Annotated in this window: 14 protein-coding genes and 4 pseudogenes; 12 read left to right on the top strand and 6 right to left on the bottom strand. The window is 63.4% G+C overall.

Annotated elements, in window-relative coordinates:
• The first annotated feature begins 52 nt into the window (after positions 1 to 52).
• Entirely contained in the window at positions 53 to 1,234 is a 1,182-nt protein-coding gene (locus tag CI805_RS17200) for an L-talarate/galactarate dehydratase (protein ID WP_313958598.1), read from the top strand.
• Positions 1,235 to 1,403: 169 nt separating this feature from the next.
• Here the strand turns inward: CI805_RS17200 and CI805_RS17195 are convergent, their stop codons facing one another.
• The 5 genes and pseudogenes from CI805_RS17195 to kdgD all read right to left on the bottom strand — a co-directional run bounded on the left by CI805_RS17195 (position 1,404) and on the right by kdgD (position 6,921).
• Entirely contained in the window at positions 1,404 to 1,826 is a 423-nt protein-coding gene (locus CI805_RS17195; RefSeq protein WP_260929497.1) for a carbohydrate porin, read from the bottom strand.
• A 62-nt stretch (positions 1,827 to 1,888) separates the two neighbouring features.
• Positions 1,889 to 2,671 (bottom strand): annotated as a pseudogene (locus CI805_RS17190) (carbohydrate porin); the annotation flags it as partial.
• Between the two features lie 286 nt (positions 2,672 to 2,957).
• Positions 2,958 to 4,340 (bottom strand): MFS transporter, encoded by a 1,383-nt coding sequence (locus CI805_RS17185; RefSeq protein ID WP_260929495.1) that lies wholly within the window; start codon positions 4,338 to 4,340, stop codon positions 2,958 to 2,960.
• A 77-nt stretch (positions 4,341 to 4,417) separates the two neighbouring features.
• A pseudogene (locus tag CI805_RS17180) lies at positions 4,418 to 6,012 on the bottom strand (aldehyde dehydrogenase (NADP(+))).
• Positions 6,002 to 6,921, bottom strand: a pseudogene (gene kdgD / locus CI805_RS17175) (5-dehydro-4-deoxyglucarate dehydratase). The pseudogenes CI805_RS17180 and kdgD overlap by 11 nt, the downstream one beginning before the upstream one ends.
• Before the next feature lie 247 nt (positions 6,922 to 7,168).
• Here kdgD and CI805_RS17170 point away from each other — a divergent pair.
• From CI805_RS17170 to CI805_RS17125, 11 genes and pseudogenes are all read left to right on the top strand, one after another.
• Positions 7,169 to 8,041: a LysR family transcriptional regulator gene (locus CI805_RS17170; protein ID WP_260929494.1), complete on the top strand. Its 873-nt coding sequence runs from the start codon at positions 7,169 to 7,171 to the stop codon at positions 8,039 to 8,041.
• Between the two features lie 279 nt (positions 8,042 to 8,320).
• Positions 8,321 to 8,926 (top strand): energy transducer TonB, encoded by a 606-nt coding sequence (locus tag CI805_RS17165; RefSeq protein WP_260929492.1) that lies wholly within the window; start codon positions 8,321 to 8,323, stop codon positions 8,924 to 8,926.
• A pseudogene (locus CI805_RS21205) lies at positions 8,923 to 9,129 on the top strand (RNA polymerase sigma factor); the annotation flags it as partial. The gene CI805_RS17165 and the pseudogene CI805_RS21205, both read left to right, overlap by 4 nt.
• Positions 9,130 to 9,215: 86 nt before the next feature.
• Positions 9,216 to 9,431, top strand: coding sequence for an RNA polymerase sigma factor (locus CI805_RS17160; RefSeq protein WP_260929490.1), 216 nt, complete (start codon positions 9,216 to 9,218; stop codon positions 9,429 to 9,431).
• A gap of 121 nt (positions 9,432 to 9,552) precedes the next feature.
• On the top strand, positions 9,553 to 10,542 hold the full coding sequence (locus CI805_RS17155; protein WP_260929488.1) for a FecR family protein: 990 nt from the start codon (positions 9,553 to 9,555) through the stop codon (positions 10,540 to 10,542).
• 111 nt (positions 10,543 to 10,653) lie between these two features.
• Positions 10,654 to 10,977, top strand: coding sequence for a hypothetical protein (locus tag CI805_RS17150; protein ID WP_260929485.1), 324 nt, complete (start codon positions 10,654 to 10,656; stop codon positions 10,975 to 10,977).
• Positions 10,978 to 11,003: 26 nt separating this feature from the next.
• Positions 11,004 to 12,608 (top strand): TonB-dependent siderophore receptor, encoded by a 1,605-nt coding sequence (locus tag CI805_RS17145; RefSeq protein WP_260929483.1) that lies wholly within the window; start codon positions 11,004 to 11,006, stop codon positions 12,606 to 12,608.
• On the top strand, positions 12,593 to 13,132 hold the full coding sequence (locus CI805_RS17140) for a TonB-dependent receptor domain-containing protein (protein ID WP_313958605.1): 540 nt from the start codon (positions 12,593 to 12,595) through the stop codon (positions 13,130 to 13,132). The genes CI805_RS17145 and CI805_RS17140 overlap by 16 nt, the downstream gene beginning before the upstream one ends.
• A 28-nt stretch (positions 13,133 to 13,160) precedes the next feature.
• A complete protein-coding gene (locus CI805_RS17135) occupies positions 13,161 to 14,729 on the top strand; it encodes a PepSY-associated TM helix domain-containing protein (protein WP_260929481.1) in 1,569 nt (522 codons plus the stop codon).
• Positions 14,726 to 15,016, top strand: coding sequence for a DUF3325 domain-containing protein (locus CI805_RS17130; RefSeq protein ID WP_313958596.1), 291 nt, complete (start codon positions 14,726 to 14,728; stop codon positions 15,014 to 15,016). The genes CI805_RS17135 and CI805_RS17130 overlap by 4 nt, the downstream gene beginning before the upstream one ends.
• An 11-nt stretch (positions 15,017 to 15,027) precedes the next feature.
• Complete coding sequence (locus CI805_RS17125; RefSeq protein WP_260929480.1) at positions 15,028 to 15,330, top strand: hypothetical protein; 303 nt, start codon at positions 15,028 to 15,030, stop codon at positions 15,328 to 15,330.
• A gap of 24 nt (positions 15,331 to 15,354) precedes the next feature.
• Here the strand turns inward: CI805_RS17125 and CI805_RS17120 are convergent, their stop codons facing one another.
• Positions 15,355 to 16,716 carry an anti-phage deoxyguanosine triphosphatase gene (locus CI805_RS17120; RefSeq protein ID WP_260929477.1) on the bottom strand — a complete coding sequence of 454 codons (1,362 nt, stop codon included), beginning with the start codon at positions 16,714 to 16,716 and terminating at the stop codon, positions 15,355 to 15,357.
• Positions 16,717 to 16,831 lie beyond the last annotated feature (115 nt).

The raw sequence follows: 16,831 nt of genomic DNA, 5'->3' as shown, positions 1-16,831 counted from the left end.
GCTGATAAGTTACCCGGCTAGCCATTCGCTATCGATAACGATGGAGAGCCGCATGTTTGAAAAGCGCATCATTTCCGCCAACCCGATGCTCGGAGGCCTCGCACCGGGTGCCGCTACGGTTGACCGGATCAAGAAAGTCACCGTCTCGCTGGCATTCCTGCCGCTCAAGACCGCGATCAGCGACGCCAAGGTGCTGACCGGTCGCCAGAAGCCGCTGACCGAAGTGGCGTTCCTGTTCGCCGAAATCGAAAGCGAAGGCGGCTATCACGGTCTGGGCGTGAGCTATTCCAAGCGTGCCGGTGGTCCGGGCCTTTATGCCCACGCCTGCGAGATCGCCGACAACCTGCTGAACGAAGATCCCAGCGACATTGCCCGTCTGTGGACCAAGCTGGTCTGGGCCGGTGCTTCGGTCGGCCGCTCGGGTCTTGCCACGCAGGCCATGGCCGCCTTCGACATCGCGCTGTGGGACATGAAGGCGAAGCGCGCCGGACTGCCGCTGGCCAAGCTGATCGGCGCGCACAAGGACGGCGTGCGCACGTACAACACCTCGGGCGGGTTCCTGTCCTCGCCGATCGAGGAAGTGCTTGAGAACTGTGGCAAGTCGATGGCATCGGGCATCGGCGGCATCAAGATCAAGGTCGGCCAGCCCGATCCGATGGAAGATCTGCGCCGCCTGGAAGCCGTCCGCAACCTGCTGGGCGATTTCCCGCTCATGGTCGATGCCAACCAGCAGTGGGACCGTCCCACCGCCTTCCGTATCGGCCGGATCATGGAGCAGTTCAACCTTGTGTGGATCGAAGAGCCGCTCGATGCCTACGATGCCGAAGGCCATGCCATGCTGGCCGCCGCGCTCGACACGCCGATCGCCTCGGGCGAGATGCTGGCCAGTGCCGGCGAACATCTTGAACTGATCCGCCTCAACTCGGTGGACTTCATCCAGCCCGATGCCCCGCGCGTGGGCGGCATCACGCAGTTCCTCAAGATCATGACGATGGCCGAGCAGAAGCACATGAAGCTCGCGCCGCACTTCTTCATGGAACTTCACGTCCACCTCGCCGCAGCCTACCCGCATGACAGCTGGGTCGAGCACTTCGACTGGCTGGAGCCGCTGTTCAACGAGAAGATGGAAGTCAAGGATGGCCGCATGATGGTGTCCAGCCGTCCCGGCATTGGCATCAGCCTGACCGATCAGGCCCGCGACTGGACGGTTTCGACGCAGACCTTCGGCGGCTGACGACCGTTTCCCGACCTGCAGCGCCTTGCGCGGCCACCCCAACGGGCCAGCGCGGCGCTGCGACAGGTCGGGAAAGCGGACGCCCCCGCGTCCGCAAAATGAAACCGGGGAGCAGACCTATCCCTGCTCCCCGGTTTTATACGCCTTCTAGGCACAGCATGGCGTGACGTCAGAAGGTCACGGACGTCTTGAAACCCAGCAGGATCGCATTGCGGCGGTCCTGATAGCCACCGGGATTGAAGATGAACTGCGCATCCGGCTGGAACGAAAGCCCGCGCATGATCTTGATGTTGTAGTACGTCTCGATCGCATATTCGGTGCGCTGCACGCTCACATTTCCGCCATTGGCATTGATGTATTCCTGCGCTTGCGTCGTGCGCTCGTTCACGCGGGCCGTGCCGATGGCGACGCCCAGTTCATCCTTCGGGCGTCCCGGTATCAGGCCGGAATAGGTAAAGCCCCCGGCGAAGACGCTGCGGTTCTTGGTGCTCTGGCGTGAGAGCACGGCGCCGTCGAAAAAGACGGTGAGCGCGTGAGAGCCATCCGCTCGTGGGGCGATGACCTGCTGGCGCGCATCGACATAGCCCCCCATTCGGTATGCCGGACCAGCGGAGAACCGCCCGCAATGGCGCGGATCTCATGATCGGTGTTGAGAACGGGATCGTCCTGATCGGAATTGGAATAATAGGCGCCCAGCGCATAAGTCCCCGGCAGGCCACCCAGTACCTTGGGTTTCCATTCCAGTTCCACCGGGGCGATAATACCCGTCGCCCCCTTCCAGCCGATATACATCGGACGATCCGCAGCGAGGTTCTTGGGATTGTATTGATATACGGCCATTTTCAGCGCCAGCCTGTCGGTCAGCGCATATTGCAGCCGCACGCCCCACTGGCTGACCGGGCTGGTGGGCCAGACCGTGGAATAGGCGCGGGTCACTTCACCAAGACAGAAGTAGCCTGACAGGAAATCGCAGTTTTCCTTGTTGAAATCCTCGTTCAGGTACATCCGGCCCAGCTTCACGTTCAGCTTGCCGACCGACACCTTGTACCACAGCTGGCTCACCCGCCAGATGCTGCCGCGCCCCTGGATGGACAGCGGATTGACCAGAGGCGTCAGACCGCTGGTATTGCTGAAACTCTCCGCAAGGCTGTGGCGGCGAACAAGTCCCACCTGGAAAGTGCCGGGCACGCTGCCGCCGGTCAGCTTGGGAAGATCGAATTCCAGACCCGCCTTGAACTGTCCTGCGGTATCGAAGCGCGATTTCGTCCCGCCGCGCACGTTGCCGAGGCTGGATTCGGTATATGCGATCACCGGAGTGATACCCAGATCCTGCAGATCGGTGCGCAGACCGAACCAGTCGCCCAGCAGGTGATCGCCCTGTTTCACCGCTTTGGGCTTGGATGGGCGCGGCGCAGATATGACCGAGGCATCGCCCATGTCCGCGCCCGTTTCCGGAGCCGATGGCGTCGAGGCGGCGCTTTTTGGCTCACCGGAATTGACGGCAGTGGCCTGCGATCCGTCCGTCAGCGGCGTGCCGGTCACAGCGCTGCTTTCGGCGTGGACGGCAACCGGCGACGCCACCGCCATAGGGGGCATATCGTACAGAAGCATCGGGAATTCCTCTCCGTCTTCGGTCGGGCTGTTGCGCTCCGCCGAATTTTTACTTTTCGGTATTTGGGTCTGTGGCGACCGGGCGAGGCCCGCACCGGGCCCCGCCTGAATATTAGTGCGCTATGCTCTCGATCAGCGGCGCATCCGCTTCCTTGACGGGATCGGCAGGCGCGCTGGCCAGGGAGAAGCGCTGGATCGGGCCGACGATGAAGGCGTAGCTCAGGACGCATACAACGCCATGTGCGGCCAAGAACGCGAGCGCCAGGCTGAATGATCCGGTGGTGTTGACAATGTAACCGATCACGATCGGCGTCACGATCCCGGCAAAATTGCCCACCATATTGAACATCGCACCTGAAAGGCCGGCGATTGTGCGGGGGGCCGCGTCGGCGATGACGGCCCAGCCCATTGCACCAAGTGCCTTGCCGAAGAAGGCAAGCGCCATGAAGGCGATGACCAAGGTCATGCTGTTGATCAAATTGCAGCACACGATCCCGGCAGCCATCGACATGCCCAGGAACACCGGCAGCTTTCGGCTGAAAGTCAAACTATGCCCGCGCTTGACCAGCGCATCGGACATAACGCCACCGATAACGCCACCGGCAAAACCGGCCACCGCCGGAATGGCGGCCCCGAAACCGGCTTCCGTGATGGAAAGGCCGCGATGGACCAGATAGACCGGGAACCATGTCGTGAAGAAGAACGTAAGCGCATTGACGCAGTACTGGCCGAGATAGATCCCCAGCAACATGCGGTTGCTCAGCAGTTCCCTCACGACTTTCCAGCTGAATGTAGTGGCCTTCGGGGCCTTCGTGGCGTCCAGTTCCACTTGGCCGCCACCTTCGCGCACGAGGTCCAGTTCCGCGTCGCTCACCCAAGGATGGCGCAGCGGGGCGTGGACCACCATGGAAAATACCACGGCGCTGCAAAGGCCCAGCGAACCCATGACGAAGAAGACGTAGTGCCAGCTGTAGGTCTGGACGATCCAGCCCATCAGCGGCGAAAAGATCACCAGCGCACCATACTGCGCAGCATTGAAGATCGCACTGGCTGTGCCACGCTCCCGGTCGGGGAACCACGCCGCGACGAGGCGGGCGTTTGCCGGGAAGGAAGGTGCTTCGGCTCCACCCAGCGCCAGGCGCAGGATGAACAGTCCGATCACCGCAGAGCCGGGGGCCAGATACGAGCAGAACCCGGAAGCGAAAGTGCAGGAAGACCAGGCGATGATCGACCAGATATAGACCCGGCGCGACCCGAACCTGTCCAGAAACGCACCGCCGGGAATTTGGGCGATCACGTAACTCCACGCAAAGCCCGAGAAGATGAAGCCAAGCTCCACCGAAGATATGCCCAGCGCCTGCTTGATGGCCGAGCCCGCGATCGACATCGATGCCCTGTCGGCATAGTTGATCGAGGTGACGAGAAACAGCATGACCAGGATCCAGTACCGGATATAGCTGCTGCCGGGCCGCGATGGCCGAACGTCGGATTTCATACGCCTCTCCAGGAGTGACCGGGCCGCCCACGTCGTTCTGAGGCGTCGTTGGGCAGCGCCGGTTAAATCAGTATAGTTCAGTTCTTGCTCAAGGCTCCATCGGTCAGGCGCCAGAGCTTGAGCGGATTGTCGCCCCGAAGGGCATCGGGCAGCAGATCCTGCGGCATATCCTGATAACAGACCGGGCGCAGGAAACGGCGGATCGCCAGCGTTCCCACCGATGTGGTCCGGCCATCCGAAGTCGCCGGGAACGGGCCTCCATGCACCATGGCATGGGATACCTCGACACCGGTTCCGAAGCCGTTGACCAGCAGGCGTCCGGCCAGTTCTTCCATGGTCGGCAGCAGTGTCGCTACGGCCTCCCGGTCGCTGTCCTCCATGTGGATCGAGACTGTCAGTTGCCCTTCCAGTTCGCCCAGCACGGTTTCCAGCTCGGCGATATCCTTCACCCGCACCAGCAGCGAGGACGCGCCAAAGATTTCGGCCTGAAGGCGATGGTCGGCCCGGAACGAGGCAAGATCGGTCTCGAACAGTCCGGCACGGGCCTCGTAGCGCCCGGTGCAGGCACCGCCGCGCACGATCGTCTCGACCTGGTTGTGCGACGCCAGTGCCTCAACCGCCGTGTCATAGGCTGCGTGAATGCCGGGGGTCAGCATCGTCTGGGGGAGGCGCCCTCCAATGCGGAGCGGGCACCAACGATGAAGTCCTCGATGCCGGGGCCATCAACGGCCAGGATCAGACCGGGGTTGGTGCAGAACTGGCCCGCGCCCAGTTGCAGGGCGCTCGCAAACGCCTTGCCGATCGCTTCGCCACGGGCCGCAAGCGCGCCGGGCAGCAGCAGCACCGGGTTGATGCTGGACATTTCGGCATAGACCGGGATCGGCTCGCGACGCGACGCGGCAACCTGCATCAGGGCAACGCCGCCTCCACGCGAGCCGGTAAAGCCGACCGCCTTGATGCGCGGATCGGCGACAAGCGCGGTGCCCACCGCATTGCCGTCCCCGAACAGCAGCGAGAACACGCCTTCGGGCATGTCGCAACGCAGGACAGCGGCGCGGATCGCCTGTGCCACCATCGCCGAGGTGCCCGGATGCGCCGAATGGGCCTTGGCCACGACCGGGCAACCGGCTGCCAGTGCCGAGGTGGTGTCGCCGCCCGCCACCGAAAACGCCAGCGGGAAGTTCGAGGCACCGAACACGGCGACCGGGCCGATGCCGATATTGCGCAACCGCAGATCGACACGCGGCAACGGCTGGCGATCGGGCATAGCGGGGTCGATGCGGGCATCGAGGAAATCGCCCGCCCGCACCACTTGTGCAAACAGCCGCAACTGCCCGCAAGTCCGGCCACGCTCACCTTCGACCCGGCCACGCGGCAAGCCGCTTTCGGCCATGACGCGTTCGATCAGCGGATCGCCCAGCGCCATGATCTCGTCGGCGATCGCCTCCAGGAAGGCGGCGCGCGCCTCAAGAGAGGTTTCGCGGAACGGCGCGAAGGCCGCCCGAGCCATGGCACAGGCCTGCGCGACCTCGGCGGGCGAGGCGCCGGCGAATGCCGGTTCCATCACCTCGCCGGTGGCCGGATTGACCGCGCGGACAGCGCCCTGGGTGCCGCGAACCGGTGTCGTTCCGATCAGCATTTCACCGGTAGGGCGTCCGTCTTCAAGCAGCATGACGGGTCTCGGTGTAGGCCGCATTGACCTTCGCGATCAGTGCGTCCAGCTCGGCCTGCTCTGCCTCGTTGAGATCGTGCAGCGGCGAGCGGACATGGCCTGCTGGACGACCGACCGAGCGCAGGCCTGCCTTGACGATCGAGACCGCATAGCCACGACCCTTGTCGCGGAGCTTGAGATACGGGAACACGAAATCGTTGAGGCCCTTGACCACGGCGGCCTGATCCTTGGCGCGCACGGCCTTGTAGAAAGCCACGGCCCATTCGGGCATGAAGTTGTAGATCGCCGAGGAGTAGGTGGTGACGCCCATCTCCAGATAAGGCAGCGCGAAAGTTTCCGCCGTGGGCAGGCCGCCGATGTAGGTCAGGCGATCGCCCAGCTTGGCATAGACCTTCATCATCAGTTCGAGATCGCCCACGCCATCCTTGAAGCCCACGAGATTGGGGCAGCGATCGGCGACACGCGCCAGCGTATCTTCGTTCAGCACCGAGTTCGCACGGTTGTACTGGATCACGCCGATCGACACCGAATTGCAGACCGCCTCGATATGCGCGGCAAGGCCCTGCTGCGAGGTTTCCGAAAGATAGGGGGCAACAGCAGGATGCCGTCGGCACCGGCGCGCTCGGCAGCCTGCGCCAGTTCGATAGCCGTGGCCGTGCCATAACCGGCACCCGCGATCACCGGCACCTTGCCTGCGGTTTCCTCAACCGAAGCGCGCACGACCTGATCGACCTCACCCGGCGTCAGCGAGAAGAACTCACCCGTGCCACCCGCAGCGAACAGGGCAACGACGTCATGTTCCAGCATCCAGGCGCAATGCTCGCGGAAAGGCGCCTCGTCGAACCGGTTCTCGGCATCGAAGTGCGTCACCGGGAAAGTCAGCAGGCCCTGGCCGATCGTCTGGGCCATTTCCTGGGGCGTCATGCGGGTCATTGCAATTCCTCTTGGCTGTCAGGTCGGCGCGCGAATGCGTCGCGGACGATAATCGTTTCAAAATCGGGAAACGCCTGTCGTGATCCTCTTCAAGCGGCCGCCGTTGCATGCAGGCGATCTCGTTCGAAAGGGTGGCCGCAGCCTCCCGGTCCGGTTCTGCTAGCGCGCGCCAACGATATTGGCTAAGTCAAATATTGTTCTCAGTGATGCGGATTTTGAATTGATGTTTGAGTTGAGCCAGTTGCGGTGCTTTGTCGCCGTCGCCGAGCAGCTGCATTTCGGTCGTGCCGCCGATCAGCTGAACATGACCCAGCCGCCGCTGAGCCGACAGATCCAGTTGCTGGAGCGCGAACTCGATGCGCCCCTGCTTATCCGCAACAGCCGCTCGGTGAGACTGACCTCGGCCGGGCGGGTGTTCCTGCCCGAAGCCAAACGCATTCTCCGGCTCAGCGATAATGCCCGCCGCTGGACGCAACGCGTATGGCGCGGAGAAGCGGGAACGCTGCGCATCGGCTTCACAGCAGCATCAGGTTACGGGATGTTGCCCGATCTGATGGTGAAGGTTCACGCTGCCATGCCGGGCGTCGATGTCGTGCTGCGCGAGATGGTGACGAGCGCGCAAGTGGACGCCCTGGCGAGCGGCGTGCTCGATGTCGGCTTCATTCGACCGGTGGTAGCGCTCAGGCAGTTCGAATCCCGCGAATACCTGCGCGAGCATCTCGTCGCCGCCCTGCCCGCCGACGATCCGCTCTGTGACAAGGACAGCATTCAGGTGCAGGATCTTCATGCCAGACCCTTCGTGATGTTCTCACCCGATGCGTCCAGCTATTTCCACGATCTGCTGGGCGCACTGTTCATGCAGAACAAGGTTTCGCCGGACATCGTGCACCAGGTTGGCCAGATGCATTCCATGCTGGCGCTTGTCGATGCCGGTTTCGGCGCCGCGCTTCTGCCCGAAGCCGCAGCGCGTCTCCAATTTCCCAACGTGCGCTTTCGACCGCTGCAGGCTGCTTCCGACTGGACCGCGAAACTCAATATGATCTGGGACCCGGACAGCGAGAATCCCGTCCTCGAAAGATTTCTAACCTTGATATGAAATACCGCTCCCGCGCAAGCAGCCCATCGTGGACTGCTGCCAGCGATGGGCTGTGGAACGCGCCACCGTCGACGCCTGGCCCCTGCAACCTAGCGAGACACTATTGCAAGTCCTTCGCATTAGTGTACGGGCGAAATCATGTCGGGAGCGGTCGCTACATCGTTGCGTGCATGTGAAAGCGCTCTGGATTCCAGCGCAGCCTCCCCTCGTTCCGCGCGCCTGCAAGGCTACCGTGTGCGCGGAAAAGCGATACGTGTAACCGCAGTGGCTGGAGCCGCCATGGTGCATCTCGCCGCGCTCGCCATTCTCGCGATCGGCTGGCCTCGTTCGCAGGGACAGGCAGACGCGCCGCATCTGACAACCGTGTCAATTATTCCGCAAGCAGCCCAAACAGCGCCTCAAGCGCCCCCGAAAAAGGGACTGGCCCGGCATCCCGACAAACGGCAGCGCCCCGTTCCGGCCAGCAGCCCGCCATCTCCGCTCATGCCGGTCGTCCCACAGCTTACCTCGATACAAATCGCTCCCGAGACACCCGCTTCCGTCGCGGAGGGGCATCCGGACATTCTCGCCCTGACGGCGAACGCCTATCGGGATGCCCTGATGGCCCATCTAGCGGCCGCGCGCAGACCGTTCCGATACGCCGCTGCACACGCAGAGCCGAACACCGCAGGAACTGTTTGCTTCCGGATCGACCGGAGCGGCGCGCTGCTAGGTATCACGATCGTAGAGTCTACCGGCAGTTCCACCCTGAACCGTGCGACCCTTGCCGTGGTTCGCCGCGCAGCGCCGTTCCCCGCCATCCCCGATCTGCTGCCCGACGAGATGGAGATCACGCTGCCGGTCGAATTCATCCTTCATCGCTCGGCTGGGAATACCCTCCCGTGAAAGGGCCGGATGCCGCGCTGGTGGCGCACCATAACGCTTCGCTGAGCGCCTACGTTCGCTCGCTGCTGGGCACGGCTCCGGGCGCAACAGACATCGTGCAGGAGACCTGGGCACGAGCCATCCCGGCGCTGCGCCGTGGCGAAGTCGGCAATCCCCGCGCATTCCTCTATCGCATCGCGCGCAATCTGGTCGTTGACGGCGCACGGGATCGCGGCAAATGGTCATCATGGATGATCGAGGAAGATCTGGCCGCGCTCGTCGCGGACGATGCCCCTTCCCCGAACGCACGGTGCTGGGACAGGACCGGCTTCGCACCCTTCTGGAACTGGTGGAAACCCTGCCGCCCCGTTGCCGGGAGGTCTTCGCGCTGCGCAAGATCGAAGGACTGCATCAGGCGGACATCGCCGAACGGCTGGGCATTACGCGCGGTGCTGTCGAGAAGCACCTGCGCCATGCGCTGCTGCTGCTGGCGACCCGACTGGGCGAGATCGACGAGGCGTCATGATACCTATTTTCGATGGCATGTCGCACAAGGTCGTGTTTCGCAGCTGTTTTCCGTCTTGGTATAAGGCAGGCCCGGAAAACCCCTGCCCGCTGTCGATCCACGAAGAGGCGGAGCGCAGATCATGACGCAAGCACGACATCCCGTGCCCTCCGCCATCGCCGAGGCCGCGGCGGACTGGATCATCCGGCGGGACAGCGGCGAGTTGACCGCCGAGGAAGAGCGCGCCTTCAGGTCATGGATCGCCACGCCTGCCCATCGCGATGCCCTGGCACGACTGGAGAAGGTCTGGGGCCTGCTGGACGCAGAAGACCCGCAAGCCGAAACGCCGCCCCCACCTCCTTTACCTGCGCAACGCAAGTGGCAGCTCGCCTTCCGCATTCGCCCCGCCTCCCCGCCTTCGCGAAAACATCGCGGGCGGATGCTGTCAGGCGCGATGGTCGCCGCACTTGCACTTGTCGTGCTGGGTACGTTGCAGGACTGGCCCCTGCGGCTGCGCGCCGACGCGATGACCGGTGTGGGCGAACGCCGGAAGATCATCCTCGCCGATGGCTCCAGCGTCCAGCTCGACAGCGCGTCTGCCATCGCGCTGGATTACACGCCGGACCGGCGCACGGTACGCCTGCTCGCAGGTGCCGCGCTGTTCGAAGTCGCCCCGGATCGCGCCAGGCCGTTCACGGTCGATGCCGAAGGCGGCAGCGTGACCGCTCTGGGCACGGCCTTCGTGGTTCGCGACGAGAACGGCAGGGCCTCCGTGACCGTGACAAAACATCGCGTCAGGGTGGAAGGCGGTGGCCGCGCCACCGTCGTCGGCGAAGGCCAGCGAGCCGCTTTCAGTGCGCAGACTCTGCGCGGGCCTTGTCCCGCCAGAGGCGACGCAGCGGCTTTCACGCGGGGGCGGCTGGTGGTCGTGGACCGGCCGCTGGGCCAGGTGGTTGCCCGCATCGGTCGCTACCGGCACGGTTATGTCACCGTTTCCGGCCCCGCCGCCGCGATCCGGGTCAGCGGCGTCTACGATCTCGACCATCCGCTGGAGACTATCGAGAATATCCGCAGAAGCCACGGGCTTGTGGCCACCCGCCTTTCCGATCGCTTCATCATCCTGCACCGCTGAAAATTTTTTCATCGGATGGTCGTCTTTTGGAAACCCACCCCGTCTTGGAGATGCAAGTGCGTCGCAGCAGCAAATCTGGACGCATCACAAGACCATGTGGGGGTAATTTCAATGATGACGACATTCAGCCGCACGCGCAGGCTCGCCTTCGCGCTGATGGCAGGTACGGTGATGGGCGGGACGGCCCTTGTGCCCGGTATCGCTGCGGCCCAATCGCAGAACGGCGCGCGGGCTTACGATATTCCAGCCGGTTCGCTGACCGACGCGCTGAACCGCTTCGCCGAACAGAGCGGCATCCAGCTGACGTATGAAGCCGCGCTAACGCAGGACCGGACGACATCGGGCCTTCGGGGCAGTTTGCGCCGCGTGACGCCCTCGCGAAGCTGCTGTCGGGCACGGGCCTTGCCTCTCGCACATCAAGCGCGGGTGCGCTGACCATCACCCGCGCGACCACCGGCGCGATGACGCTCGATCCGTTGCGTATGACGCCCGTCTCCGCCGGCTATGCCGCTGGCGAAAGCGATGACGAGGACGAACGCGCTGCCCGGCGCAACGATCCCATTCTGGTGACGGGACACCACGACCTGATCGACGCGGCCTCCACCGCCGGTCCCTGGGGCGACAAGCCGGTGATCGACACGCCCTATGCGGTCAGCGTCGTCCCGCACGATCTGATCGAGAGCATGGTCGCCTCGGACATGGACCAGATCTTCAAGATGAACCCGGTGGTCCAGAACTCGGCGCCTTCGACCGTCTACGGTACGCCTTACGTGACGATCCGCGGCTTCGATTCCCAGAAAGGCGTGATCGACGGCGTGCGCCTGTCTTCCACGCTGACCGGCATCGCCATGGAGGAGCTGTCCAGCGTCGAGATCATGAATGGCCTTTCGGGCTTCATGTACGGCACCGGCAACCCCGGCGGCGTCACCAACTACGTGCTCAAGCGCCCGACCGACAAGCCGATGCAGAGCATCACGCTGGGCGATTACGGCAACAAGCAGTTCTTCGCCCATGTCGACGTGGGCGGTCCGATCGATCACGAGGGTAAGTTCGCCTACCGCGTGAACGTATCCTATCAGGACGGTGAGACCTCCAAGAAGAACCAGAACATCGCGCGCACGCTCGTCAGCGGGGCGATCGACTGGCACATCACCCCCGACGCGCTGTTCCAGATCGAGGCGGCGCATACCTACTATCGCATCGACGGTATCGATTCCCGCTTCTATGCCTATGCCGACAGTGATTACGGCGCGCTGGATCACTGGATCAAGCCGCTGGCCGCCGACAAGACCTGGACACCGGACTGGACCTTCCTTCAGGTCAAGACCGACCGCATCGGCGCCAACCTGAAGTGGAAGCTGGATGACGTCTTCAGCTTCCGCGCCGCCTATCTCTACAAGCGCGACGCGCAGGAATCGATCAACGTCTATCCCGCCTATTTCGCGGACTCCGGCTGGAAGGTCGGCTGGCCTTCGCGCAGCGGACCGTCCTACAATATCGCGCAGGGCGCCTATGCCTATCTCGACAGCGAGTTCGAGACCTTCGGCATCCGCCACCGCCTGACCGTCGGCGCTTCGGGCGATACGCTGCGGGTAGATGAGCACGAAGACGGCTCGGTCAGCGCCAGCGGTTCGCCCGCGTTCGCCGATCCCAACGACATGATGACCTGGGCCATGCCCGACGCGCTCAAGGCCACGTCGTGGGGACCGCTCTATAAGTCGAGCTATTCAAGCAACTTCAATGCCATCGTCGGAGACGACATCCAATTCACCGATCAACTGAGTCTGATGGTCGGCGTCAATCGCTCCACCGTGAAGTCGACAAGCTATACCACCGATGGCAGCGATCCCACGCGCTATGACAAGTCGGCCTATACGCCCACCGTCTCGCTGGTGTTCAAGCCGATGCCGCGTGTCACGACATACGCCACCTATATGGAAGGGCTGGAAGAGGGCGATATCGTGCCTAACGATGCCGCCTATGCCAATCCCGGTCAGGTCTTGAAGCCTTACATTTCCAAGCAGTACGAAGTGGGCGCCAAGTACGCGCCATCGACGCCCTGCTGATTACCGGCGCGCTCTATCGCATCGAAAAGGCCAACTCCTACGAGGAGACCAACTCCAGCGGCCTGCTCGTGATCAACCAGGATGGCACCGAAGTTCATCAGGGCTTCGAGCTGACCGCGACCGGCCATGTCACGCGCAATCTCAACGTGATCGTCGGCGGCACCATCATGGACCTGAAAGTCACGAAGACCGACACCGCCTCGCTGCTCGGCAAGAAGCCGACCGGGGTGAGCGACACGCTGGCCAAGATCTACCTCGATTACAGCCTGCCGTGGGTGCCGGGCCTCTCGGTCAGCGGCGGCGCCTATCACAACGGCACGATGTACAAGGACAGCGCCAACCTCCAGAAGATCTCAGGCTCGACGATCTTCGACCTTGGCCTGCACTATGCGACCGCGATCGCCGAGCACAAGGTGCGCTTCGACCTGAACATCGCGAACCTCACCAACCGCAACTACTGGGCAACGTCCTACTCGCTGGGCATTCCGCGCAATGTCGCCTTCTCGGTGAAGGTGGACCTGTGAAAAGCGACGTGCCGAAGGTGATCGCGGCATGAAACAGGGTTTCCGCCAGTCGATGGCATCCTTGCACACATGGGTCGGGCTGCTGCCCGGCTGGGTGCTCTATGTCATTTTCGTGTTCGGGACGGCGGCGTTCTTCCAGTACGAGATCGATGCCTGGATGCGCCCCGAACTGCCGGCGGAAACCCGCGTTTCACCTCGCGCGCTCGATGCTGCCGACGCCCTGCTGCGAAAGCGCGGGGCGGGCGCCGAAAGCTGGAACGTCTCGCTGCCCAACGCGCGCGGCGGCACCGGCTTGTCGGTATCGTGGCGGATGCCGGGCGAAGGTTATCGCGACCGCAGCGAGCCGATCACCCTCGATCCGCAGACGGGCGAGAAACTGGCCGTGCGCGAGACGCGCGGCGGGTTCTTCCTCTACCGCTTCCATTTCGACCTGCACTACATGCCGGTGATGTGGGCGCGCATGATCGTCAGCCTTGCCGCGCTGGCGATGCTGGTGGCGATCCTTTCGGGCGTGGTCACGCACAAGAAGATCTTCACCGACTTCTTCCAGATGCGCTTCGGCAAGGGGCAGCGCAGCTGGCTGGACGCGCACAACGCCACCGGGGTGCTGGCGCTGCCGTTCCATGTGATGATGACCTATACCGGGCTCGTCACCCTGCTGTTCACGCTGATGCCCTGGGCGATCTCTGCCAATTACCCGACGCGCGAGGCGTTCTATGCCGATGCCTATCCGCAAGGCGACGAGAGAACCGCAAGCGGCACACCCATGCCTGGCCTGCCGCTTCGCGTACTGGTCGCACAGGCCCAGCAGACATGGCACGGCGCCCAGCCGGGCTCGATCACTATCGAGCATCCCGGCGATGCCGCCGCGAGCGCGCAGTTCTACGCCCGGCGCACCGGCTGGGGCGATGGTCTGGACGAAGCCCTGCGCCTCGATGCGGTGAAAGGTACGGCCTTGCCGGACGCCCCCCCGAACGCAGGCGCCGCACGCATGACGCAGGATGTCATGGTCGATCTGCACACGGCCTGGTTCGCCGGTTATGGCCTGCGCTGGCTCTACTTCCTCTCCGGCCTTGGCGGCACCGCGATGGTGGCGACCGGGCTCGCGCTGTGGTGCGTGAAGCGCCGCGCGAAACTGGCCGATCCCGCACGCCCGCACTTCGGCTTCCGACTGGTCGAGCGCCTGAACATCGGCTTCATCGCCGGAGCACCTGCCGGGATTGCCGTCTACTTTCTCACCAACCGCCTGCTGCCCATAACCCTGCCTGAGCGAGCGGAACGGGAAATCGACAGCCTGTTCATCGCATGGGGGGCGATCTTCGCGTGGACGCTGGCCCGGCCCGCCAAGAGGGCATGGGTCGAAGCGCTGGGGGCGACTGCTGCGCTTTACGCGCTGGTGCCACTGGTCAACGCCGCCACGACCTCGCGTGGCCTGCTCTCCAGCCTGTGGAACCACGACTGGGTATTCGCCGGGTTCGACGGGGCCATGATCGCGCTGGCAGGCGGACTTGCCTTCACCGCGTGGAAAGTTCTGCGCCATCAGCCAAAGTCCGCTTCCGCGCGGCGCCAGCGAAACCCACAGGGAATGGCGGCATGATGATCCATCTGTTTACGGCTCTGACTACCCTGACCGGTTTCGCGTTGCTCCTGCTGGCCATGGCCCGCCATCAGCAGGACTGGCTACGTCGCAAGCTTACGCCGATCGCCTCACAACGGTTGCGGCGCGGCGGGTTCGCCCTGCTCGCCCTTGCCTTCCTTATCGCCGGACTGGGCCACGGCTGGGGTTACGGCATAGTCGCCTGGTTCGGCTGGCTGAGCCTTTGCGCACTGCTGGTTCTCACCGCCCAGACCAACCGCGAGCGCATCCTGCGCCTGTTCTCCTGAAAGGAAAGACCATGCCGATGCAGGAGTCTGCAAGGGTTCACCCCCACCTTCTGACAGCCGCACGCATCCTCGCTGTAACGCTGGGCGCTTACGGTTTGACCGCGCTTGTCACCATGGCCCTCTCCCTTGCGCTGGCCGGGCTCGGCATGGCGCGCGTCGAGGCGGTGACAGCGGCGACTCTCGCCAGTTTCGCCATCTTTGCCTGCCTGTCGATGGCGGCCTTCCATACCTGCAGCGTTGTCCGCGTCTGGGCCATATTCATTATGGCCGGCGCGCCACTGGTCCTGATGATCTGGCTATGCGGGCCGAAGTGATGAATGCACTGCCATCGTTTCCGCCTAGATCCGGTCGAACACCGAGCCCATACGCGGACTGAACAGGCGTTCGTAAGTGCGCAGCAGAAAGCCATCGGTCATGCCCGCCACATGATCGCAGATCACGCGCATCTTGTCGTCCGCAGCCTCGTAGCGCGCTCTGGTACTGTCCGGCAGCAGTGATTTCGGATCGGTCGCAAAAGCTTCGAACACCGCCACGACCATGCTTTGTCCCTTGAATTCAAGCTGCTGGACGCCCGCGCTCCTGATCACCTTTTCCATTACGGCTTTCTTCAAGGCATTCAGGAAATCGCGTTGCGGCTTTGGCAGGTCGACCCGGTATCGCAGCAGGGGTGTTGCAAAGTCCTCTTCGGCCTTGATCTCGACAGAGGTGATCAGGTGCGTGACCATCCGTCCGATGTTGCGCTTGCGCGTTCTTTCGTGGCACAAGGCGCTGAACAATCCCTGCCGAACATCATTCCCGAAATTGGTCTCGCGGGTCTGAATATAATCGAGAAAACTGCGGCACGCCTCTTCGGGCAGCGTCGCGGCCAGATCCTCGGCGTTCATCAGGCCCATTGCCAGCGCGTCTTCCAGATCGTGCACGCCGAATGCAATGTCATCGGCCAGGTCCATGATGCTGCAATCGAACGACTTGTGCCGGGTCTTGCCATGATCGCCCGCAACCGGGTTCCAGCTCGTGAACAGATCGCGCTCGGCAGCCGGAATGGGATCGAGCAGCCAGTCGACCACATCCATCTCGGTGTCGAGATAGCACTTGGGCGGACGGCAGGCCTTGCGATCGATCAGGTGTACGACAGACGTTCCCTGCAACAACTGGGGGCGCAATTTGTCCTCGGTGCTGCGCACGGCGCTCATCGCAGCCGGATACTTGAGCACACCCAGCAGCGACCGGCGCGACAGGTTGGCGCCGTTGTGGTCCGAAAACTTCTCAAGCCTGCTGAGAATGCGCAAGGTCTGGCCGTTGCCTTCAAACCCGCCATGATCCCGCATGCCGTAATGCAGCGCCACTTCGCCCCCATGGCCGAACGGCGGATGGCCAAGGTCGTGCGTTGCCCCGATCGCCTGGATCAGGGTGAGGTCAGGTATCCAGGGCGCCGCCTCATGGTCCGGAAAATCCTTCCGCAACTGCAGCGCGATGCCACCGGCAACCTGCGCAACCTCGATCGAATGCGTCAAGCGGTTGCGGTAGAAATCCGAGTCTCCCAGATTGAGAATCTGGGTCTTGCCCTGCAACCGCCGGAAGGAGGACGAGTGGATGATGCGCCCGTAATCCGTCGCCGCCGCATCGCGCGCGTCGGACCTGCCCGCCGTCCAGCCTTCGCGTCGCTCACTCCAGACTTCTGCTGCGACATCGTTAGCCATTTGCCCACGCGGTTCCCGTTTTTCAGCAACCGGTATAGGTGCTTACCATAGGGTCGAGCACATAATGGCGATGCGCACAAGCTTACCTCCTGACGCGGGCCTGGCTCAAGGTCTG

Source organism: Novosphingobium sp. 9 (assembly GCF_025340265.1).
Lineage (GTDB): Bacteria > Pseudomonadota > Alphaproteobacteria > Sphingomonadales > Sphingomonadaceae > Novosphingobium.
The sequence above is the reverse complement of the archived record's forward strand: the minus strand, read 5'-3'. Positions and strand labels throughout refer to the sequence as shown.

Excerpts from the sequence above, each read along its gene's own strand:
- CI805_RS17200 (WP_313958598.1), top strand. The coding sequence starts at position 53 with ATGTTTGAAAAGCGCATCATTTCCGCCAACCCGATGCTCGGAGGCCTC.
- CI805_RS17195 (WP_260929497.1), bottom strand. The coding sequence starts at position 1,826 with ATGGGGGGCTATGTCGATGCGCGCCAGCAGGTCATCGCCCCACGAGCG.
- CI805_RS17185 (WP_260929495.1), bottom strand. The coding sequence starts at position 4,340 with ATGAAATCCGACGTTCGGCCATCGCGGCCCGGCAGCAGCTATATCCGG.
- CI805_RS17170 (WP_260929494.1), top strand. The coding sequence starts at position 7,169 with ATGTTTGAGTTGAGCCAGTTGCGGTGCTTTGTCGCCGTCGCCGAGCAG.
- CI805_RS17165 (WP_260929492.1), top strand. The coding sequence starts at position 8,321 with ATGGTGCATCTCGCCGCGCTCGCCATTCTCGCGATCGGCTGGCCTCGT.
- CI805_RS17155 (WP_260929488.1), top strand. The coding sequence starts at position 9,553 with ATGACGCAAGCACGACATCCCGTGCCCTCCGCCATCGCCGAGGCCGCG.
- CI805_RS17150 (WP_260929485.1), top strand. The coding sequence starts at position 10,654 with ATGATGACGACATTCAGCCGCACGCGCAGGCTCGCCTTCGCGCTGATG.
- CI805_RS17145 (WP_260929483.1), top strand. The coding sequence starts at position 11,004 with ATGACGCTCGATCCGTTGCGTATGACGCCCGTCTCCGCCGGCTATGCC.
- CI805_RS17135 (WP_260929481.1), top strand. The coding sequence starts at position 13,161 with ATGAAACAGGGTTTCCGCCAGTCGATGGCATCCTTGCACACATGGGTC.
- CI805_RS17130 (WP_313958596.1), top strand. The coding sequence starts at position 14,726 with ATGATGATCCATCTGTTTACGGCTCTGACTACCCTGACCGGTTTCGCG.
- CI805_RS17125 (WP_260929480.1), top strand. The coding sequence starts at position 15,028 with ATGCCGATGCAGGAGTCTGCAAGGGTTCACCCCCACCTTCTGACAGCC.
- CI805_RS17120 (WP_260929477.1), bottom strand. The coding sequence starts at position 16,716 with ATGGCTAACGATGTCGCAGCAGAAGTCTGGAGTGAGCGACGCGAAGGC.